Genomic DNA, 21806 nt, shown 5'->3' on the forward strand with positions numbered 1-21806 from the left:
CCTCGCACGACCGCGGAAAGGAACGCCCCATGACCGAGCTCCTCGCGCTGCACCCCGACCGGTTGACCGGTGACGTCGAACCAACCGGAGACATCCACGCGTTCCTCCTGGGCGACTTCAGCACCTCGCCGATGGTGCGGCGGGCCCGGGACCTGGTCCCGGTCCTCAAGGAGCGAGCGGCGCGGCAGTCCCGGCAGGACCGGCTGCTGCCCGAGACGATCGCGGACATGCAGCGGGCCGGCTTCTTCCAGATGCTGCAGCCCCGCGCCCACGGCGGGTACGAGCTCACTCCCATCGAGTCCTTCGAGGTGACCTCCATCCTCGCCGAGGGCGACCCCTCGGTGGGGTGGGTCCTGGGCGTGGTCGGCATTCACCACTTCCACCTGGGTTTCTTCGACGAGCGCGCACAGTCCGACGTCTGGTCCTCGGACACGACCACCCTGATCAGCTCGCCGTACGCACCCCAGACGGCCAGGCGGGTGGACGGCGGATACCGCCTGTCCGGACGGTGGTCCTTCTCCTCCGGCAGCGACTACTGCGACTGGGCGCTGCTCGGGGCCAACATCGAGGGCGAACCGACCCCCGGACCGGGGCCGGTCGGCAGCCACGTGCTGCTGCTCCCGCGCGAGGACTACGAGATCGTCCACAACTGGGACGTGTCCGGTCTGCGGGCCACCGGCAGCAACGACATCGTGGTCGAGGACGCGTTCGTTCCCGACCACCGGAGCCTGACCTGGACCGAGGTGCACCAGAGAACCGCACCGGGCCTGGCGCTCAACACGGGGCTGCTGTTCAGGCTCCCGTTCTTCCAGGTCTTCTCACGGGCCACCCAGGCACCGACGGCGCTCGGCGCCCTGAAGGGCATGGCGGACGCCCTGGTGGAGTTCAACAGGGGCAAGCGCCGGCCCAGGGTCGACCCGGCCACCGCCCTCGCGCTGGCCGAGGCCTACTCCTTCGTCTCTGAGGCGAAGGGGCGGCTGTACGCCAACTACGCCGCGATGATCTCCGAGGCCGGCGGAGGCGCCGAGGTCAGCGACGAGCGACTGGAGGAGTTCCGCTTCCAGTCCGCGCACATCCCCGCACGCGCGGCCCGGTACGGCACCGAGCTGTACCGCGTCGCGGGCGGCACCGGCATCTACAACGCACAGCCGTTCGGGCGTTATCTGACGGACCTCATGGCGACGCAGACCCACGCGATCAACAACTACCAGGCCCGGGCGACGGACTGGATCGGCCCACTCCTCGACACCACGGGGACCGTCGTGCCGACACCGCTGGGCGTGGTCAAGGACCAGCAACGTCCCGCCTGAGGCGGTGTTCCGGCCGGGGCCGGTGCCATTCCCGTGGCACCGGCCCCGGCTTGCCGTCACTCCGGCAGGTTCTCGGCGTTCTCGCCGAAGAGCCTGAGCATCTCGTTGAACTTCTCCACGTCCTGGGGAGTGAATCCGGCGAGCACCTGCTTGTGGCGTTCCAGAGCCGACCTGAGGATCCGGTCGTGGAGTTCGTACCCTGCGGGCGTGAGGTGCCACAGCCGGTTGCGCGGGTTGTTGCCTAGGACCTTGGCTTCCGCCAGGCCGAGCTTGGCGAGCTTGCTCAGGGACCGGCTGACCGCGCCCTTGTCGTAGCCCACGGCAGGGCTGGCGGCGGTCACCGGGACGTCCGGTTCCTTGCAGAGCATCACCAGCATCCGCCACTCCATCGCGCTGATGCCGAACTCGTTCTGGTAATGCCGGGAGAAGCTCCGGTTGAACCGGTTGGCGGCCCACACCAGGAGGACTGTCGGGTTGTCGGCCAGGTTCAGAGTCTTGGACTTCTCCCCGTCGCCCCCCTCGACCTCCTCGACAAAGAACTCATCGAGCTCGTCGCCCATGGGGTGGCCTCCCGGAGTCTTGTCGATGCGAGACGGCTGTCTCACATCCGTGGCTGCGCGGTCTCTCCTGCTCGGGAAACAGTCTAGGCAGGCCATGCGGCCTGCCCCGCTTCCCCATTGTGATGATCATGCCGCTCCTGAGGTGACCGTGGGAAGGGCTCGGTCGTGACCGGCGCGCCGGGTCTCCTGGCCGACGGTGCCGAGCACGCCCGGGGCGGTGGGCCGGCGAAGAGGGCGGTGCCGGACCTCGCCGGCTCAGATCCGCCCCGTCACGGCCTGACACAACGACAGGAAGTCCGTGCGGAATCGCTCCGCACGGACTTCCTCCTCGGTCACGCCGCACGTTCCTCGATCACGCCGCACGACTCCCGGGAGTCGCCAGTGGCACCGCGCTCGGACTGATCAACGCGGACACGACGGCACGGATGTCCTGGACCGCGGCGAGGTCCGAGGTCATCCTCTTCAGGTCCCGCACCTGTTCGGGCTGCAGGCCCCAGGGGGCGTAACCCACACAGTCGTCGAACCCTCGCGCGTGGTCCTCGGGAGTGAGCGGGTTGCCCGGATACCCCGGACCGATCTCCAGGGTCCTGACCCATCGGCCCCCGTCAGCGGTGCGCAGCTCGAACCGCGACGCCGAATGACCGGTGAGTGCGGGGTCGAAGTGCACGTGGATCCGCGAGATCATGGCGGACGCGCCCAGTTCGGCGACCTGTTCGGGTTCGAAGTGCTCGATCGACGACGTTCCCCGCTCCAGAGCGTTCGCAGCGCAGTACTGCGCACTGAACTGGGCGTTGACCCGCGGGTTGGTACCGGCTTCGAAGGGTTTGCCGATGAGCTTGAAGGCGAAGTCGGGCAGGAAGACGTCCACCCGCTCGATCTCCCGCGTGTTCACCGAGTCGTCGCTCAGCGCCAGGAGGGCCGACTCGGTGATTCCCTGGGTGAGCCCGCAGCTCGGGTACTTCTTGAAGAAGATCCCCTCCAGGTCGTAGTGACGACCGATCCGGTCGGCGAACGACTCCGGGGAGCGCTCGCCCCGTGCGTACAGTCGCGCGTACCCGAACGGGCCGGAGATGAAGTGCCGGGGCCCGGTCAGTCCGGCCTGGGCGAACTGCACGCTCTGAACGGCCGAGGCCGCGGTCCATCCCTGGATGAGCCGCACCGCCAGGGACGCGTCGACATTGCTCTGGAAACTCGCCGAACAGCGGTTGAAGGAGAACGCCAACGCGTGCAGCGTGTGCTCCGCGTCGAGACCGGCGGCCCGCGCCGCGGCAGCGGTGGCTCCCATCAGGCCGGCGACGCCCGTCGGATCCAGCCCCCCGTACTGCTCCTCGGTGAGGTTGAACCGCACACCTGCCTCGAGACCCACGGCCAGCGCGGCCAGGAGCTCGGCCCCGGTGCAGCCTCCACGCAGCTCCGCGGCGGCGAGCGCCGCGGGCACGACCGAGGACCCGAGGTGCAGTCCGGGCACCATGGTGTCGCAGTAGTCCAGCGCACGCGCCATGGAGCCGTTGAGCAGCGCGGCGCTCTGGGCCGTCAGGTGGTCTCCGTGGACGAAGGACCTGGCCTCCGCTCGCCCCCCTTGGGTGACGACCAGCTGCCGGAGTTCGGCGATCCCGTCCTGCGCGGCTCCCGCGACCGCGGTGCCGCACACGGTCCTCAGGACCTGGTGGGTGACGTCGAGCACCTCCGCGGGGATGTCGGCGGCTTGCGTGTGAGCCACGAAGCGGGCGATCCGCTCCTCGGGATCGAGGGTGGAGTCAGGCGGTGCGATGTGGTTGTTCGCCGTGGTGTTGCCCATGGGTTTCCCCTCTCCCTCAGAGGTGCGGAAGTGACTTGGATGCGGTCCGTCCCACCGAGGCGACGCTGAGCAGGCCGATCAGGGCGACCAGGATGATCCAGCCCGCGGGGCTGGTGTCGTACCCGGTGCTCTGCACGAGGCTCTCGGCGATGAACGGCGCGGTTCCGCCGGCGACGATCGCCCCGAGGTTGTATCCCAGCGCGATGCCGGTGAAGCGGACCTTCGTCGGGAAGAGTTCGGCCACCAGCGCCCAGGTGGGCACCTGCACCCATCCGCTGAAGAACATGAAGACGAAGTAGACGAGGCCGATCGCCAGCAGGCTGCTCGTGTGGGACAGGACGAGGAACGCGGGCCAGGCGATCACCATGAACGCGAGGTATGCGGTGACCAGGACGGGCTTCCGGTCGAACCTGTCCGAGAGCAGGCCGGGCAACGGGTAGGTCATGGCCGCGAGCGCGATGCCCGCCGCGGCGGTCCAGGACACCGCGGTGGGCGAGACGTTGCCCTTCAGCTCCAGGAAGATCCCGAAGTAGGTGAGCCCGATGTAGACGGTTCCGTTCAGGGCGACCGAGAGGCCGAGCACGCGCAGCACCGAGACCGGGTGGTCCCGGATCACCGACATGAGCGGGCGCTTCTCCACGGCCGCTCCGTCGCGACGCTCCTCGAGTTCCTTGAACTTCGGGCTGTCCTCGATGCGCAGCCGCGCCCACATGGCCAGGACGGCGAAGACGGCCGACAGCAGGAACGGAACCCGCCACCCCCAGGACGCCATCTGCTCCGGGCTGAAACCGAGGCGGACCGCTCCCACCACGGCCGCGGCCACGGCGAAGCCGAGCGTCGCCCCGATCGCGGTCGAGCTGCCGTACAGGCCGCGGCGGCCGGGAGGCGCGAGCTCGGCGACATAGGTGGCGGCGCCGCCGATCTCGCCGCCGGCGGCGAATCCCTGCACCAGACGCACCAGGACGATCGCCACCGTCGCCGCGATACCGATGTCGGCGTGCGTGGGCAGCAGGCCCATCGCGACGCAGGCAACGGACATGATCAGGACGGTCGCCACGAGCGAGAAGCGCCGGCCCCGCTTGTCGCCGAGGATGCCGAAGAACCATCCGCCGACCGGCCGCACCACGTAGGACGAGGCGAACAGGGCCAGCGCCGCCAACGTCGCCGTGGCCGGGTCCTGCTGGGGGAAGAACAGCGGTGCCAGGGTCAGCGCGAGGAAGCCGTACACGCTGAAGTCGTAGTACTCGATCACCGTGCCGACACCGCCGGCGACGGCGGCTCGCCGAGCCATGCTCGGATCGCCGGCTTCGGTTCTGCGCTGTTCCTCGAGGTTCGAGGTGATGGTCATGGGCTCTCCTCGCCAGTCCGCGCTGACCACGGGATGGTTCGTTTCAATCACCTGACGGTTCTGTGGCGCGTGTCACGGATGGAATCACGAGGAACTCGCCACGTCAATGGATATTCAATCCACCAGATGGTTTACATGAACCATCTGGTGGACCTATGCTGGCGGCATGACATTGCCCTCAGCGGCCGCCGCAGCCGACGGCGGCGTACGCAGCGTGACGCGCGCCTTCGACCTTCTGAGAGCGTTCGACGGCGAGCACAGGGTCCGCTCACTGCGTGAACTCGTCGAGTTCACCGGGCTGCCCAAGTCGACGGTCGTCCGTCTGCTCAGCACGCTCAGCGCTCCGGGGATCATCACCAGCCCCGGCGAATCGACCTACAGCGTCGGCCCCGCGTTCCTGCGGTGGGTCAAGCTGGCCGAGGCGATGTGGGAGGTGGGCGCCGAGGCCCGGCAGGTGATGACGGCCCTGCGCGACGAGTGCGGCGAGACGGTGAACATCTACATCCGCCAGGACCTGCACCGCATCTGCGTGGCCCAGGTCGAGGGCACCACGACCGTACGGAGCGTGGTGCGGGTCGGTGAGCCGTACCCCATGACCGGGGGTGCAGCGGCCAGAGTGCTTCTCGGTGGCTGCCCGGACACCGTGCTGGACGCCCTGTCCGAACAGGACGCACGCGTCGACGCGAGGGACCTGCGCACCGGGGCCGCGAGCACCCGCGAGGCCGGCTTCGCCATCACGCACGGCGATCGCGAACTGGGCGCCTCCGCGGTGGCGGCTCCGATCACGGCCGCCGACGGTCGTCTTCTCGCCGCGCTCTCCATGAGCGGCCCCACCTCGCGGTTCACCGCTGACCGAGTCACCCAGTACGTCGACGCCGCAACCAAAGCAGCCCGGCAGATCAGCGCCGTCGGGCTCGGCACCGTGGAGGCCTTCCTGTGACCGCAGACCTGCTCGAGGGCGTTCGAGTCCTGGACATGACCAACGTGCTCGCCGGACCGTTCGCCGGTTATCAACTCGCCCTGCTCGGCGCCGACGTGATCAAGGTGGAGACACCCGGGAGCGGTGACCTGGCCCGCCAGCTCGGCGCCGACCCCGAACTGAGCGCCGCGCGGATGGGCGTGTCCTTCCTCGCTCAGAACTCCCAGAAACGGTCCGTGACGGTCAACCTCAAGACCGACGGCGGCAAGAAGGTGTTCGAGCAGCTGCTGGCCGATGCCGACGTGCTCCTGGAGAACTTCCGCCCAGGGGTCCTCGAGCGCCTCGGCTTCGGCTGGGAGCGACTGCGGGAACTGAACCCCCGCCTGGTCTACTGCGCCGTCTCCGGCTTCGGCGCCACCGGGCCGATGCGCGGTCGCCCGGCGTACGACCAGGTGATCCAGGGCCTCTCCGGCATCATGAGCGTGACCGGTGACACCCGGTCCGCGCCCTTGCGCGTCGGCTACCCGGTGTGCGACAGCTTCGGTGGCCTCGCCGCCGCCATGGCCGTGTGCGCCGCTGTCGTCAGGCAGCGGCAGACGGGGCAGGGCGCCTGTCTCGACACCTCCATGCTGGACGCGGCCATCACCTCCATGGGCTGGGTCGTCTCCAACCACCTGGTGACCGGCCAGGAGCCCGTACCCATGGGCAACGAGAACATGACCTCGGCGCCGTCGGGCAGTTTCGCCACCGCTGGCGGCATGCTCAACATCGCGGCCAACAAGCAGGAACAGTTCGAGACGCTGTGCAAGGTCCTCCACCGCGAGGAACTCATCGCCGATCCCCGCTTCGTCACCCGCGAGGACCGCAAGCGCAACCGTGAACTCCTGCGCGACGAGCTCGAGATCTCGCTCAAGGAGAAGACCGCCGTCGAATGGGACGAGGTCCTGCTCGACACGGGTGTTCCGGCCGCTCCGGTGATGTCGGTCCCCGAAACGCTCACCTCGGCACAGGTCGAGCACCGGGAACTGGTCTCCGAGGTGCCGATGCCCGTCGCACCGGCCGGAACCGTCCAGGTCCTGGGACTGCCCACCCATGTCGACGGTCAAGCGGTGAGGCCCTCATCACCACCACCCGCACTCGGCGAGCACACCGAGGAGATCCTGCTCGAGATCGGGTTCACCACCGAACAGATAGAGGACTTCCGCAAGGAGGGAGCCGTATGAGAACCCGACCGGACACCACCGACAGCGCAGGCGCGGGCCGCAACGAGCCCGTGGACCGGACCTCGCCGGCCCGCGCCGCGGCACTCGACGCCGTGACCTCCCGCAAGGTGGCCGACTGGTGGACCACCGAGGTGTCGGACATCGAGCCCGGCGTCATCCGGTTCCGCGGATACCCGGTCCAGGACCTCATCCGCCGGGCCAGCTTCGTGGAGACCATCTGGACCATGGTCCGCGGCTCGATGCCGTCCCCCGCCCAGGCGGCCCTTCTGGAGAAGGCACTCGTGGCCGCGGTGGACCACGGACCCCAGGCGCCCTCCATCGCGGCGGCCCGTATGGCCGCCACGTGCGGTGTGGGGTTGCACGGCGCGATGTCCACCGGTGTCGGACTGCTCGGGGACGTCCACGGGGGCGCCGGGCAGCAATGTGTCGAACTGCTGCAGCGCCTGGTCGCCGCCAGTGGAGGCGGCGAGGGCGCCGACGGCGGTGCCTCCCCCGCCGTGGTCTCCCTTCAGAAGGCCGTTGCCGCCGAGGTCGCCGCCCACCGCGAACGCCGGGCCTACATCCCCGGGTTCGGCCACCGGTTCCACCCCCGCGACCCGCGCCGGGACCCGCTCCTCGAGTTCGTCCAGGAAGCCGTCGACGCCGGGGTCGTCGCCGGTCGTCACCTCGCCGCGGCCCAGGAGTTGGAAGCCCAGCTGTCGGTCGGCCGGGAGCGCCCCGTCCCGATGAACATCGACGGCGCCACCGCCGTGATCTACGCCGAACTCGGCTTCACCGCCGAACTCGCCCGGGGACTCTTCATCCTGTCGAGGTCCGTCGGCGTGCTGGCCCACAGCTGGGAGGAGTCCCAGAGCGGCCGCCGCATCAAGGGCCCGATGCCTCCGCCACTCCTCCCGACGTACACCGGCCACGCGGAACGGGCGTGGGCCGCCGGGACCGCCGAGACCACGGACACGCCGTGAGCACGCCGTCCACCGCGCCGGACGCGTTCGGGTGCCTCAGGGAACTGCCGGTCGAGGGCGCACCCGGGGTTCCCCTGCGGTACTACAGTCTGGCCGACGCCGAGGCCAACGGCGCCGGACCCCTCGGTGACCTGCCCTGGTCGCTGAGGACGTTGGTGGAGGGCGTCCTGCGCCACCAGGGGCATCCGCAGGTGCTCCCCGAGCATGTACGTGCGATCACTCGACGTGACGCGTCCGCGGCGGTTCCGTTCTTCCCCGGCCGTGTCCTCCTGCAGGACGCGTCCGGCATTCCGGTCCTGGCCGACCTGATCACCCTGCTCGAGCGGGCCGCCGCCGACGGCCTGGACGGCTCGGCGCTCGAACCGGTGCTGCCGCTCGACCTGGTCGTCGACCACGCCCTGGAGGTGGACGAGTACGCGAGCGGGGCCGCGGCGCCACGGAACATCGACCTGGAGTACGCGCGGCACCACGATCGCTACCGGTTCCTGCGGTGGGCCCAGGAGCGGCTTCCCGGACTTCGGGTCGTGCCTCCCGGCGTGGGCATCTGCCACCAGCTGAACCTCGAGGTCCTCGCCCCGGTGGTGACCACCGAGGAATCCGGCGGCACGCGGATCGCCGCGCTCGACGCACTGGTCGGAACCGACTCGCACACCACGATGATCAACGCGCTGGGCGTCACCGGGTGGGGGGTGGGAGGCATCGAGGCCACCGCCGCCGCGCTCGGTCAGGCCATCATGATCCGCGTGCCGCGCGTCGTCGGTGTGGAGCTCACCGGCAGACTCGCCCCGGGGGTCTTCGCCTCCGACCTGGCCCTGACCTTGGCCGAACGGCTGCGTGAGCTGAACGTCGTGGGGTCCATCGTGGAGTTCCACGGCCCGGGCCTGTCCTCCTTGTCGGTGCCCGACCGCGCGACGGTCGCCAACATGGCTCCGGAGTACGGCGCGACCATGGCGTGGTTCCCGGCCGACCGCCGCACCATCGCGTACCTGGCGACCACCGGTCGTTCGCCCGAACAGGTCCACCTGACCGAGCAGTACTTGAAGGCACAGGGCCTGCTGCACGGTCCGACCGCCCCGGTCCCGCGCTACGACACCGAGGTGACCGTCGCACTGGACTCGATCTCGACCACCCTCGCAGGTCCCGCGCGGCCACACGAAGCACTCAGCCTGGCCGAGGTCCCCGCATCCCGTGGCGCCGCCGGACCTCAGGACGGCGACGTGGCCATCGCGGCGATCACGAGCTGCACCAACACCTCGAACCCGCGCTCCCTGCTCGCCGCGGGCCTCCTGGCGCGCAACGCGGTCGAGGCGGGTCTCCGACCGCCGGCATGGACGAAGACCTCACTGACGCCGGGCTCCAGGTCGGCGGCGGACCTCCTGGCTTCGGCCGGTCTGCAGAAGTACCTCGACGAACTCGGCTTCCACGTCGCGGGATTCGGGTGCGGCACCTGCATGGGCAACTCCGGGCCCCTGAGTCCGGCACTCGACGCGACGGCGCGGGCCGAGGACACCGCCCTGGCCGCGGTCCTCTCCGGAAACCGCAACTTCACCGGCCGCATCCACCCCGAGGTCGCGCACGCCTACCTCGCCTCGCCTGCCATGGTCGTGGCCTACGCGCTGGCGGGCAATGTACGGACGAACCTGGAAGTCGACCCCCTCGGTCATGCCGCCGACGGCTCACCGATCGTGCTCGCCGACCTCTGGCCGGACGAGGATGAGATCGACGAGCTGCTGTCCGCCCATGAGGCCGCTTCGCTGGGTCGTGGAGCCCTCCGGCCCCTGACCACCGAGCGATGGCTGGCGCTCGACCATCCACGGGACGACACCTACCCCTGGGACGGCGAAGCCGGCAGCATCCGACGGCCCCCGTTCACCGACGCGGACCTGACCAGGCCGGCGGTCGACGGGGAGTTGCTCGGCGCCCGTCCGTTGCTGGTGCTCGGCGACGCGGTGACCACCGACCACATCTCGCCGGTCGCGCGGATTCTGCCCGACTCCGCCGCGGGCCGATGGCTGATCGAGCGAGAAGTCGACGAGCGGGCCCTGGGCACCTTCAGCTCCCGCCGCCTCAACCACGACGTCATGATCAGGGGCGGCTTCGCGAATCCGCGCCTGGCCAACCACCTGGCCCCCGACCGGGAAGGCGGCTGGACCCGTACCGCACCCGACGAGCCGCCGGTACCGATCCACGTCGCAGCCGAGTACCACCGCCGTCGGGGCACCCCGCTCGTCGTCGTGGCGGGCGACCTGTACGGAGCGGGCTCCGCACGCGACTGGGCGGCCAAGGTCACTCGGCTCCTCGGCGTGCGCGCGGTGCTGGCACGGAGCTTCGAACGCATCCACCGCACCAACCTGGTCGCCCTCGGCGTCCTGCCGGTCCAATGGGACGGCCCGTCCCCCGACCTGTTCGACGGCACCGAGGAGATCGACCTCCTCGGCATCGACGACCTCGCCTCCTCGACGAACGCCACCGTCCGGGTCCGTCGCGGCAACCACGTGCTGTGGCACGGCGCCGTCACCTGTCGCATCGACACCCCTTTGGAACTGGACTGGCTCCGCGCCGGCGGACTGTTCGGACACCTGCTGTCCACGCAGTCGCACAGCAGGGACGTCTCCGCGTAAACGGCCCACGCACAAGGGGCCCACCCCTTCCGGTGGGCCCCTTTCCCCTGCCTCACCTTGCCGTCCGCCATGCACACTCCTGTCGGCCGGAACAGCGGTTTCGATCATCTTCGCTCGCAGTCGTGAACATCCTCGAAGTGGCTGGCATATTCACTCCGCCCCGCTCTACGTTCCGCAGCGGAGGTGGTTCAGATGAACGAACCCAGCAAACGACCGAAGCATGCCGAGCGGCATGAGGCGATCGACGTCAGCGACTTCGTGTACGCGGCTACCGGCGCCCGGGTGCGGAGGCTGACCATGCCGGACGGGACGCACTGGTTTCCGGCGGTGGATGTCTGCAAGCAGTTGGGCTACACCACGCCCCGAAAGGCGCTCCTCGACCATGTCCCGGAGGAGCATCGAGACAATCTCGAGACAGTGACTGGAAGTCACTGTCTCAGCATTCCCGCAGGTAGGAGCTGGCGACGAGACCTGCAACTCATCGATCTCCAAGGTCTGATCCTGCTCGTCAACGCCTGCACCAAACCGGCCTGCGCGCCCTTCAAGCAGTGGGTCGCCGAAGTCATCGAGACCGTGCAGCGCGAGGGGTCCTACTCTCTCGACGAGGCCGAGGTGCAGTCACCCGAGCCGGGTGCCCCCATCGCCTACGCCATGCCGGAACAGGTCGCCGAGGCCATCGTCCGGCTGGAAGCGCACAACCTTCAGCTGGATGAGGAGCTGGCCGACGGGCAGCGCGAATCGATCGCTTTGCACAAGGAGACGCTGGCCCTGCAGAGGGAGATGCTGGCCGCACAGCAGGGCACGCTCGCCGTACAACAGGCGACTCTCGCCGTGCAGCAGTCGACCCTGGCCGTGCAGCAGGCCATGGTCCGGGCGATGGAACGGATCGCGGACCGGTTCGACACCCTCGTTCTCGACCGCCGGCCGCCCGAGGTCCACCTCACCGCGCTGCCCACCACCGAAACGGTCCTGGCCGACTGGCGGCAGCGGCTGTCCGTGACGGAGGACGTGTGGACGGTGGCCGTGGTCATCGCCCCGGTACTCGTCGAGAAGGGTGAACTGCGCGAGCCGCTGGAGTCGATCGCCGCCCGTACGGGACTTTCCGTGCACCGCGTCAATGAATTCCTCCGGCTGCTGCGCAAGCACGCCTGCATCCACTCGCGGGGCGGGACCGAGGACGGGGCTCCGGTGTACGTGCTCCATCAGGTCTGAGAGACCGGTACGGCAGGAGGGGCGTCGCAATCCGAAGTTGCGGCGCCCCTCCTGTGATGAACCTAGTGGTTCGTGGGCGTCACGCCCAGCTGATCAACCGTTTCGGCTGTTCCAGGATCGCGGCCACGTCGGCCAGGAACTTGGAGCCGAGTTCGCCGTCGATCAGGCGGTGGTCGAAGCTCAGGGCCAGGGTGGTGACCTGACGGGGCTTTACCTTGCCCTTGTGGACCCACGGCTGGAGCTTGATCGCCCCGACGGCGAGGATCGCGGACTCGCCGGGGTTGAGGATCGGCGTGCCCGTGTCGACGCCGAAGACGCCGACGTTGGTGATCGTCACGGTGCCGTTCTGCATCGCGGACGGGGAGGTCCTGCCCTCCCGTGCCGTGGACACCAGCTCGCCCAGGGACTCGGCGAGCTGGGGCAGCGTCTTGGCGTGGGCGTCCTTGATGTTCGGGACGATCAGGCCGCGCGGAGTGGCCGCCGCGATGCCCAGGTTGACGTAGTGCTTGACCACGATCTCCTGGGCCGCCTCGTCCCACGAGGCGTTGACCTCGGGGTTGCGCCTGATCGCGACCAGCAGGGCCTTGGCGATCAGCAGCAGGGGGCTCACCCGCAGGCCGGTGAACTCCTTGTCCTGCTTGAGCTCCTCGACCAGCTTCATCGTGCGCGTCACGTCGACCGTCACGAACTCCGTGACATGCGGCGCCGTGAACGCCGAGCCGACCATCGCCGCCGCCGTCGCCTTGCGGACGCCCTTGACCGGGATGCGGGTCTCGCGCGCCGTGTCGTACGACACCGGGGCCGGGGCGGCCTGGACGGCAGCCGGGACCTCGGGTGTCGGCACTGCGGATGCCGGGGTCGCGGCCACCGCCGCGTGGACGTCCTCGCGGGTGATGATGCCGTCCGGACCGGTCGGGGTGACCGTCGCCAGGTCGACGCCGAGGTCCTTCGCCAGCTTGCGTACCGGCGGCTTGGCCAGCGGGCGTTCCCGAGGGGCGGTGGGGGCGCCGTAGCCGTTCAGTTCCACCTGGACGGACGCCACCGCCTGCTGGGCAGCGGCGTCCGGGGCCGCCTTGCGCAGGCGGCGGCGCGTCGAGGACGTCGCCACGCCGTAGCCGACCAGGACCGGCTGCCGGCCGCCCGAACCCTCGGCCTTCGGCTCCTCCGGCACCGGCTCGGCGACCGGGGCGGGTGCCTCCTCCGCCGCCGGTGCCGCACCGCCCTGGACGTCCACCGCGATGATGGACGTGCCCACGTCCACCGTGGTGCCCTCGGGGAAGTGCAGCTCGCGGACCACGCCGGTGTAGGGGATGGGGAGTTCGACGGCGGCCTTCGCCGTCTCGACCTCGCACACCACCTGGCCGTCGGTGACCGTGTCACCGGGCTGGACGTACCACTTGAGGATCTCGGCCTCGGTCAGTCCTTCGCCCACGTCCGGCATCTTGAACTCGCGTACGGACGCGTTCGTCATCGTCGTCACGACCCTCTCCCTCAGTACGCCAGCGAGCGGTCGACGGCGTCCAGCACCCGGTCCAGGTCCGGGAGGTAGGACTCCTCCAGGCGGGCCGGCGGGTACGGGGCGTGGTAGCCGCCCACCCGCAGGACCGGGGCCTCCAGGTGGTAGAAGCAGCGCTCCGTGATCCGCGCGGCGATCTCCGCGCCCGAACCGAAGAACACCGGTGCCTCGTGGACGACGACCAGACGGCGGGTCTTCTCCACCGACGCCTGGATCGAGTCGAAGTCGAGCGGGGAGACCGAGCGCAGGTCCAGCACCTCCAGGGAGCGGCCCTCCTCGGCGGCGGCGTCCGCGACCTCCCGGCAGAGCTTCACCATCGGCCCGTAGGCCGCCAGCGTCAGGTCGGTGCCCTCACGGACCACGCGCGCGGTGTGCAGCGGTCCGGGGATCGCCTCGGTGTTGACCTCGGCCTTGTCCCAGTAGCGCCGCTTGGGCTCGAAGAAGATCACCGGGTCGTCGCTCTGGATGGCCTGCTGCATCATCCAGTACGCGTCCGAGGCGTCGGACGGGGAGACCACCTTCAGGCCCGCCACATGGGCGAACAGCGCCTCCGGGGACTCGGAGTGGTGCTCGACCGCGCCGATGCCGCCGCCGTAGGGGATGCGCACGACGACCGGGAGCTTCACCTTGCCCAGCGAACGGGCGTGCATCTTCGCCAGCTGCGTGACGATCTGGTCGTACGCCGGGAAGACGAAACCGTCGAACTGGATCTCGACCACCGGGCGGTAGCCGCGCAGGGCGAGGCCGATCGCCGTGCCGACGATGCCCGACTCGGCGAGCGGGGTGTCGATGACGCGGCTCTCGCCGAAGTCCTTCTGCAACCCGTCCGTCACCCGGAACACGCCGCCGAGCTTGCCGACGTCCTCGCCCATGACGAGGACCTTGGGGTCGGTGTCCAGGGCACGGCGCAACGACTCGTTGATCGCCTTGGCCAGGGCCATGTTCTTGGACGTCACGGTCTCCGCCATGTCACTTACCCCCGTCCGTGTCGTCGAACGACGCCTGGTAGGCGGCGAACTGTGCCCGCTCCTCGTCGACGAGGGCGTGTCCGTCCGCATACGCGTTCTCGAAGATGGCGAAGTGGTCCGGGTCCGGCATGGCGCGGACCACTTCGCGCACTCGTTTGCCCAACGTCTCGCTCTCGCTCTCCAGTTCCGCGAAGAATCCCTCGTCCGCGTGGGGTGCGGACTCCAGGTAGCGGCGGAGGCGCAGGATCGGGTCCTTGGCCTCCCAGGCGGCCCGCTCGTCGTCGTGACGGTAGCGGGTGGGGTCGTCGGAGGTGGTGTGGGCGCCCATGCGGTAGGTGAACGCCTCGATCAGCGTCGGCCCCTCACCGCTGCGGGCCCGCTCCAGGGCCCACCGGGTGACGGCGAGGCTCGCCAGCACGTCGTTGCCGTCCACCCGCACGCCCGGGAAGCCGAAGCCCTGCGCGCGCTGGTACAGCGGGACGCGGGACTGCTTCTCGGTCGGCTCGGAGATCGCCCACTGGTTGTTCTGGCAGAAGAACACCACCGGGGCGTTGTAGACCGCGGAGAAGGTGAACGCCTCGGCCACGTCGCCCTGGCTGGAGGCGCCGTCGCCGAAGTAGGCGATCACCGCGCTGTCCGCTCCGTCCTTGGCGACGCCCATCGCGTAGCCCGTGGCGTGCAGCGCCTGGGAGCCGATGACGATCGTGTACAGGTGGAAGTTGTTGCCGTTCGGGTCCCAGCCACCGTTGTTGACGCCGCGGAACATGCCGAGCAGGTTGGTCGGGTCCACCCCTCGGCACCAGGCGACGCCGTGCTCGCGGTAGGTGGGGAAGACGTAGTCGTCGTCGCGCAGCGCCCGGCCGGAGCCGATCTGCGCCGCCTCCTGGCCCAGCAGCGAGGCCCACAGGCCCAGCTCGCCCTGGCGCTGCAGCGAGGTCGCCTCGGCGTCGAAGCGGCGGGTGAGCACCATGTCGCGGTACAGGCCGCGGAGGTCCTCGGCGGTGATGCCCTCGACGTACTGGTCGAACTCGGCGTTCTCGACGCGCTCGCCCTCGGGCGTCAGCAGTTGCACGAGGTGGGGCTCGGCGCTCTTCACCGCGCCGCCGGCCTTCTTCGCGGCGGTGGCCTTCTTGGCCGTGGCGGGCTTCTTGGCCGTGGTGGCCTTCTTTGCCGCGGCGGTCTTCCTGCCAGTGGTGCTGGTGGTGCGTTTGGTGCCGGTGGCGCCGGCGTTGCTTCCGGCGCTGCGTCGCGATGCGTGCGCGGCAGTGCTCTCCACGGTCACGTGTGCTCCTCCGTCGGTCCGACCCCCGGGGTTGCCGGTAGGTCTGGGGTCCTCCTCCAGCTCGTCAAGGCCTGGGGGAGGCTCACCTCTTCTCGACCACGGGCACGGGGTGGGTGCCGCTCGGCCGGGAACAGGCGTGACAGGTGCCCCGGCGAGCGACCTGCAACAAGCACGTTACCCAGTGCGCCACATTTCTGTGAAACCCTTCCTGACCTGGGATTTTGCTTGGATTTCCAAGTAAATCGGAAAGACCGGGAAGGCGCGCTGGTCACAGCCTTGCAGGAGGCCGGAGCAACGGCACGTTATCCCGGGGACCCCGGGCTCGGGAAGGGTTGAGTGTCGCACCCCGCTCCAGAATGAGCATGTAATGCGACTAATAGGCACCAAGCGAGACGATCCCCAGCTCACAGGGGTGTGTGAGGGTCGGCCGTCCGGCGGGGTGTCGCGCTTACGTGGACCGCCCCGCGCTTCACGCGCCCCCCACTGGGCGCAGCGGCACGCCGAGCGGCGTCCGCCGCGCGGGGCACGCGGGGTGTGCGCGGTGGCGTCCACCCGTTCAGCCTGCTCGGTCGGGGCGGGGCGCGGACCCACTGCGGTGCGCCGCGTGGGGTGGGGCCGCCTCAACGGCCACCGGAGGCACTCACGGGGCGGGGCGGGCACGAGGCCCGCCCTCGGTCAGCCGCCGGTGGTGACGCCCGCGTCCGTGCCGCCGTCGGCGCCACCGTCGGCACCTCCGTCGACGCCGCCCGCCCCCGGGTCGGTCTCCGGCGGTGGCGGCGGTTCCTCGTTCGTCTCCGTCTCCGTCGGCGTGGTCGGGGCGTCCGTCGGGTCGTCCGTCGGGGTCTCAGGCTGCGACTGATCCTGCGACGGTGTCGGGTTGTACGACGGGGGCCAGTTGTTGTTGCCGCCGGACCCGTTGCCGTAGCCGTTGCCGGTGCCGGTGTCCGTGTTGCCCGGCGCCTGCGGCTCCTCGGTGGCGTCGTCGCTCGGCGACTCGCTGGGCTTCTTCTCCTTCTCCTCGCCGGACTGCGAGGAGCTCGGGGACTTGGTCGGCAGGTCGGATTCCTTGTCCGCGCCATCGTTGTTCAGCGCCAGTGCGACACCCGCCGTGATGGCGATCACCGCGAGCACCGCGAGGATCCACAGCTTGCCGCGGCCGCTGCCCCGGTTGCCGCCGCCCTCGAAGCCGCCGTCGTCCCCACCGCCGTACCGGTTGGGCAGGATCGGCTGCGGGATGGCCGCGGTGCCGGTGGCGTCCGGGTGCGGCATCGCCGTCGTACCGGCGAAACCTGCCGACGGGGTGTGCCGGCCGTCGTGCATGTCCACCACGCCGGTGTTCCAGGTGCCGGTGTGGCCGCCCTGGTCGTAGAGCATCTGCAGCCCGTACTGGACCAGCCCGCGCATCTCCTCGGCCGTCTGGAAACGGTCGTCCGGCTCCTTGGCGAGTGAGCGCATGACAAGCCCGTCGAGCTCCGGCGGGCTGGCGTCCGAGACCTCCGACGGGGGCGTGGGGATGTCCTGGACATGCTGGTAGACCACGGACAGCGGCGTCTCACCGGTGAACGGGGGCCGCAGCGCCAGGAGTTCGTACAGCATGCAGCCGGTCGCGTACAGGTCGGACCGGTGGTCGACGGCCTTGCCGAGCGCCTGCTCCGGCGAGAGGTACTGCGGGGTGCCCATGACCATGCCGGTCTGCGTCATCGTCGTGGACGCGCCGTGCATCGCGCGGGCGATGCCGAAGTCCATCACCTTCACGGCGCCGTTGTTGGTGATGATGACGTTGGCGGGCTTGATGTCGCGGTGCACGATGCCGTGCTGGTGCGAGTAGGCCAGCGCCTCCAGCACACCGGAGACGATGATCAGCGCCTGTTCGGGGCCGGGCGCCTCGGCGTTGAGCAGGAGATCGCGGATCGTGCGGCCCTCGACGATCTCCATGACGATGTACGGCACGGCCTGGCCGCCCACCGTGTCCTCACCGGAGTCGTACACGGCGACGATCGCATGGTGGTTGAGACCGGCCACCGACTGCGCCTCGCGCGTGAAACGCGCTTTGGCGATCGGGTCCTCGGCGAGATCGGCACGCATCAGTTTGACCGCGACCGTACGTCCGAGGCGCACGTCCTCGGCGGCGAACACCTCGGCCATGCCACCCCGGCCTAGTCGGTGCGTCAGCCGGTAACGGCCATCGCCGATGAGCCCGCCGTTACCCCAGTTGTCCGGCGCGTCCGACATTCCGCCGCCAGTCGCCTCGGGGTCGGACGGGCCCTGAGCGCGCTGCTGCTGTGCCATCGGTCCTCGCCGTCGTTTCTGCCCGCGGTGCGCGCGGTGTTGTCACGGTCTCCGTCGGCCACGCTACAGCCTCTGCGGGGGCCTCCGGTCCGAGACGGGTTGCCAGGACCAGCACGAGACGGACCGGCCATGAAACCCGTTCTCCGTATCGTCATGCAAATTCTGGGTACCAGGTGGTGCTTCGGCCACACCTCCCCGGTAACGCTTCCGCGACGCTTCTTTTCCGTACCGTCACGGAACGGGCCCCCTGCTTGACGTGTCAGTGGCCTGCGGCAGACTTGGCCGGGAATAGCGCATTCGATCTACTGAGATCCACGAGGCATCGGTCGACGACGGCAGCGCCGGAGAGGCTACGGGGGACGCGGAACATGAGCCAGGACGGCGCACAGGGCCACAACGCGGGGCGGGCGCTCGCCGGCGGCCGCTACCAACTGCGGGACCTGCTCGGCCAGGGCGGCATGGCCTCGGTCCACCTCGCGTACGACAGCGTGCTCGACCGCCAGGTGGCCATCAAGACCTTGCACACGGAACTCGGCCGGGAGCAGGCCTTCCGCGAGCGCTTCCGCCGCGAGGCCCAAGCCGTGGCGAAGCTCACGCACACCAACATCGTCTCGGTCTTCGACACCGGCGAGGACGAAGTGGACGGCATGACGACGCCGTACATCGTCATGGAGTACGTCGAGGGCCGCCCGCTCGGCTCCGTGCTCGACGAGGACGTACGGCAGCAGGGCGCGATGCCCGCCGACAAGGCGTTGAAGATCACCGCCGACGTGCTGGCCGCCCTGGAGATCAGCCACGAGAAGGGCCTGGTCCACCGGGACATCAAGCCGGGCAACGTGATGACGACCAAGCGCGGCGTGGTCAAGGTGATGGACTTCGGCATCGCCCGCGCCATGCAGTCCGGCGTGACGTCGATGACGCAGACCGGCATGGTCGTCGGCACCCCGCAGTACCTGTCGCCCGAGCAGGCGCTCGGCCGGGGCGTCGACGCGCGCTCCGACCTGTACTCGGTCGGCATCATGCTCTTCCAACTGGTCACCGGGCGGCTCCCGTTCGACGCGGACTCGCCGCTGGCCATCGCGTACGCGCACGTGCAGGAGGAGCCACCGCTCGCCTCCTCGGTCAACCGCGCGCTGCCCCCGGCCGTCGACGCGCTGATCGCCCGCGCGCTGAAGAAGAATCCGAACGAGCGTTTCCCCAGCGCCGAGGCCATGCGCGGCGAGTGCCTGCGGGTGAGCCAGTCCTTCCAGGCGGCCCCGCCGAGCATCGTCCCCGGTACCCACGGGCAGAGCGGCTCGGGCGTCGGCTCCGCGGTGTTCCCGCCGGTCGACCAGTCGTCGGCGCCGGGGGCCCAGGGCAGCGTCCAGACTCCGTACCAGCCGGCCCCGCACCCGAACCCGTACGGCACTCCGGCCCCCGCGCCGTCCGCGCCGTCTGTGGGGTACGGCTATCCGCAGCAGGGCGGCTACCAGACGCCCCACCCGTCGCCGTACGCCCCGCAGCAGGGCGGCCCGTCGACCCCGCCGCCGTACAACCTGACACACCAGAACCCGGCTCCGGGCGGTTCGGGCCGCGGCAGGAACAACAAGCCGGTGATCATCGGCTCGATCGTCGTGTCCGTGCTCGCCGTCGGCGGCCTGGTCGCGGCGCTGCTCTCCAACGGCGGGGGGAACGGCGACGACCGGGGCGGCGGGGGCAGCACCCCGTCGGCGTCCGCGTCCGCCGAGAAGGCGGCCGACTACCGGGGGCCCGATCCGTCCAGGACGATCGACCCGGACGAGTGCACGGAGCCGAAGGAGTCGTACAACGACCCCGACAAGATCAAGATCCCGAACCTGAAGTTCAAGTACATCAAGTCGGTCAAGGAGTGCTTCCAGGAAGCCGGCTGGGACCTGGACGTGCGCGACGTCGACGAGAACACCTACGGCGAAGGAGCGGTCATGAACCAGTTCCCCGCCGCCGGCACGGACGTCGACCCCGATGACATGCCCAAGATCCAGCTCTACGTCTCCACGGGCAACCCGCCGTCCGCCTGACCGGGTACCCCCGGGTACGGCTCAGGTGAAAGGGGCCCGGCTTCCGGGCCGGACCCCTTTTGTGTTCATGGGCTGTGTTCATGTATCGCGGAGTTCATGTATCGCGGGGTTCGTGTGCCGCGTGGATCCATGTACCGCGCCGGGCGACTACAGGTACGGACCACCCGCGCGGCCGCCCATCGGGGGTTCCTCCTGGCCGCCGTCGCCCATGCCCGGCGGGAGGGCGCGGCGCATCTGCTCCAGCTGGGCACGCGCGGCCATCTGCTGGGCGAAGAGCGTGGTCTGAATGCCGTGGAAAAGGCCCTCCAGCCAGCCCACCAGCTGGGCCTGCGCGATCCGCAGTTCGGCGTCGCTCGGGGTCGCCTCGTCCGTGAAGGGCAGGGAGAGCCGCTCCAGCTCCTCGACCAGTTGCGGCGCGAGCCCGTCCTCCAGCTCCTTCACCGAGCTGGCGTGGATCTCCTTGAGCCGCGCCCGGCTGGCCTCGTCCAGAGGAGCCGCGCGTACCTCCTCCAGCAACTGCTTGATCATGCTGCCGATCCGCATGACCTTCGCCGGCTGCTCCACCTGCTCCGTCACCGGAACCTCGCGGGAGTCCTCGTCCCCGGTGCCGCCACCGAGCGCCATGCCGTCCTGGCCGACGACCAGTACCTGCGGATTGTCCGGCGACCGTTCGTTCCTCGGCATCTCCATACGGCCATTCTCTCGCACGTCCACCGCACGCTTCCGGGCCCCCCTGACGGAGGTATCCGTAATGCCGGGTGCGCGGAGGAATGGGAACCTGTGGGAGTCCATCCGGCCCATCTAGCCGGCGGTGCGAACGGGCACCGGCCCGGCGCGGGAGGTCACGGCCGTGACTCCATGGCTGCGTGTAGTGGGGGCAAGGGTCGCCCTGCGAGCGGGCGTCGTGCTCGGAGTGGCGGCAGGGGCGGGGGTGGTGATGCCGTACGGCCCCGCCCCGGCGCCCTTCGGTACGACTGCGGCTTTCGGGGCCGAGAGGGCGGGCACCGAAAGCCAGGAGGCACCGGACGAGCACACGAACGTGCCGTCCCTCGAGCCCTTGCCCTCTCCTTTCCACGGACCCCTCTCACCGCTCTCACCCCTCTCGTCTCTCTCGTCCTTCTCTCCCTTCTCACCTTTCTCGCCCCTGTCACCCCTGTCGCCCCTGTCGCCTCCCTCGTCTGCGGATTCGCCGTCGTCGGCGCCCTCCGCCAAGCCCTCCAGGGCAGGAAGCCGGCCGGGGGAAGGACGGAAGCGGCCGGGGCGGGAGGTGCCCCAGACCGCGGAGACGAGCGAGGAGACGGGGAAGGCCGGCGAGCACAGGGAACCCGGGAAATCCGGGAAATCCGAAGAATCCCGGAGGCCCGGAGAGGCGGATCCGCGTGGCGGACACGACGGCGGACCACGTGACAGCGGAGGCGAGGCCGACCGCGGCGGTGTGAGCGCGGTGCCGGAGTCCTCCGGCCTCGGGGAGGGCGCGCGCGCCGGGGAGCCGAAGGAGGCAGGCATCGGCGTTCTGCCCGAAGCGTCGGACGCCGCGGATGCCGCACGCGTGCCCGAGGAAGGCGGCGTCGGCGCCACCCGTCGGGCGCCGGAGTCGGGGGAGGCCGTTCCGGTGCCCTCCGGGACGTCGCGGAGTCCCGCGTCGAACACCGCCACCGGCGCCGAGCCCATGGTGCGCATCCTGCCGATGGGGAGTGGGCTGGTCCTCATGGGGCTCGGTCTGGGGCTGGCGTTCGTGGGCCTGAGACTCCGGCGGAGCTGA

General features: G+C 70.0%; 16 protein-coding genes. 8 read left to right on the top strand and 8 right to left on the bottom strand.

Features of this window, described 5'->3' with window-relative positions; translation table 11 throughout:
• Window positions 1-29 precede the first annotated feature (29 nt).
• Complete coding sequence (locus JL475_RS02915; RefSeq protein ID WP_237406055.1) at window positions 30-1310, top strand: acyl-CoA dehydrogenase; 1281 nt, start codon at window positions 30-32, stop codon at window positions 1308-1310.
• A 56-nt stretch (window positions 1311-1366) separates the two neighbouring features.
• Here JL475_RS02915 and JL475_RS02920 read toward each other — a convergent pair whose 3' ends face one another.
• The 3 genes from JL475_RS02920 to JL475_RS02930 all read right to left on the bottom strand — a co-directional run bounded on the left by JL475_RS02920 (window position 1367) and on the right by JL475_RS02930 (window position 5016).
• Window positions 1367-1870, bottom strand: a complete 504-nt coding sequence (locus JL475_RS02920) for a MarR family winged helix-turn-helix transcriptional regulator (RefSeq protein WP_202274861.1) — start codon at window positions 1868-1870, stop codon at window positions 1367-1369.
• A gap of 352 nt (window positions 1871-2222) precedes the next feature.
• A complete protein-coding gene (locus JL475_RS02925; protein WP_202274862.1) occupies window positions 2223-3668 on the bottom strand; it encodes an MmgE/PrpD family protein in 1446 nt (481 codons plus the stop codon).
• Between the two features lie 16 nt (window positions 3669-3684).
• Window positions 3685-5016: an MFS transporter gene (locus tag JL475_RS02930; protein WP_202274863.1), complete on the bottom strand. Its 1332-nt coding sequence runs from the start codon at window positions 5014-5016 to the stop codon at window positions 3685-3687.
• Window positions 5017-5182: 166 nt separating this feature from the next.
• Here JL475_RS02930 and JL475_RS02935 point away from each other — a divergent pair, with 166 nt between their 5' ends.
• The 5 genes from JL475_RS02935 to JL475_RS02955 all read left to right on the top strand — a co-directional run bounded on the left by JL475_RS02935 (window position 5183) and on the right by JL475_RS02955 (window position 11953).
• The gene (locus JL475_RS02935; RefSeq protein ID WP_202274874.1) at window positions 5183-5956 is read left to right on the top strand and encodes an IclR family transcriptional regulator; all 774 of its coding nucleotides are present in this window, start codon (window positions 5183-5185) and stop codon (window positions 5954-5956) included.
• Window positions 5953-7158, top strand: coding sequence for a CaiB/BaiF CoA-transferase family protein (locus JL475_RS02940; RefSeq protein WP_202274876.1), 1206 nt, complete (start codon window positions 5953-5955; stop codon window positions 7156-7158). Before JL475_RS02935 ends, JL475_RS02940 begins: the two co-directional genes overlap by 4 nt.
• Complete coding sequence (locus JL475_RS02945) at window positions 7155-8120, top strand: citryl-CoA lyase (protein ID WP_237406056.1); 966 nt, start codon at window positions 7155-7157, stop codon at window positions 8118-8120. The genes JL475_RS02940 and JL475_RS02945 overlap by 4 nt, the downstream gene beginning before the upstream one ends.
• The gene (locus JL475_RS02950) at window positions 8117-10741 is read left to right on the top strand and encodes an aconitate hydratase AcnA (RefSeq protein WP_307824960.1); all 2625 of its coding nucleotides are present in this window, start codon (window positions 8117-8119) and stop codon (window positions 10739-10741) included. Before JL475_RS02945 ends, JL475_RS02950 begins: the two co-directional genes overlap by 4 nt.
• Window positions 10742-10933: 192 nt before the next feature.
• Window positions 10934-11953, top strand: a complete 1020-nt coding sequence (locus JL475_RS02955) for a Bro-N domain-containing protein (RefSeq protein WP_202274878.1) — start codon at window positions 10934-10936, stop codon at window positions 11951-11953.
• Between the two features lie 79 nt (window positions 11954-12032).
• Here JL475_RS02955 and JL475_RS02960 read toward each other — a convergent pair whose 3' ends face one another.
• The 4 genes from JL475_RS02960 to JL475_RS02975 all read right to left on the bottom strand — a co-directional run bounded on the left by JL475_RS02960 (window position 12033) and on the right by JL475_RS02975 (window position 18008).
• Window positions 12033-13433: a dihydrolipoamide acetyltransferase family protein gene (locus tag JL475_RS02960; RefSeq protein WP_202274880.1), complete on the bottom strand. Its 1401-nt coding sequence runs from the start codon at window positions 13431-13433 to the stop codon at window positions 12033-12035.
• Between the two features lie 11 nt (window positions 13434-13444).
• Window positions 13445-14437, bottom strand: coding sequence for an alpha-ketoacid dehydrogenase subunit beta (locus JL475_RS02965; RefSeq protein ID WP_202274881.1), 993 nt, complete (start codon window positions 14435-14437; stop codon window positions 13445-13447).
• Between the two features lies 1 nt (window position 14438).
• Complete coding sequence (gene pdhA / locus JL475_RS02970; protein WP_202274882.1) at window positions 14439-15719, bottom strand: pyruvate dehydrogenase (acetyl-transferring) E1 component subunit alpha; 1281 nt, start codon at window positions 15717-15719, stop codon at window positions 14439-14441.
• A gap of 675 nt (window positions 15720-16394) precedes the next feature.
• Window positions 16395-18008 carry a protein kinase gene (locus JL475_RS02975; RefSeq protein WP_202274886.1) on the bottom strand — a complete coding sequence of 538 codons (1614 nt, stop codon included), beginning with the start codon at window positions 18006-18008 and terminating at the stop codon, window positions 16395-16397.
• A 368-nt stretch (window positions 18009-18376) separates the two neighbouring features.
• Between JL475_RS02975 and JL475_RS02980 the strand changes: the two genes are divergently transcribed.
• Window positions 18377-20044, top strand: coding sequence for a protein kinase (locus JL475_RS02980; protein ID WP_202274897.1), 1668 nt, complete (start codon window positions 18377-18379; stop codon window positions 20042-20044).
• A 147-nt stretch (window positions 20045-20191) separates the two neighbouring features.
• On the opposite strand, the gene JL475_RS02985 is transcribed toward JL475_RS02980, so the two are convergent.
• Window positions 20192-20734, bottom strand: a complete 543-nt coding sequence (locus JL475_RS02985) for a bacterial proteasome activator family protein (protein ID WP_202274899.1) — start codon at window positions 20732-20734, stop codon at window positions 20192-20194.
• A 745-nt stretch (window positions 20735-21479) separates the two neighbouring features.
• Here JL475_RS02985 and JL475_RS02990 point away from each other — a divergent pair.
• Window positions 21480-21806: a hypothetical protein gene (locus JL475_RS02990; RefSeq protein ID WP_237406057.1), complete on the top strand. Its 327-nt coding sequence runs from the start codon at window positions 21480-21482 to the stop codon at window positions 21804-21806.

It is taken from the genome of Streptomyces sp. M2CJ-2 (assembly GCF_016757295.1).
Lineage (GTDB): Bacteria > Actinomycetota > Actinomycetes > Streptomycetales > Streptomycetaceae > Streptomyces.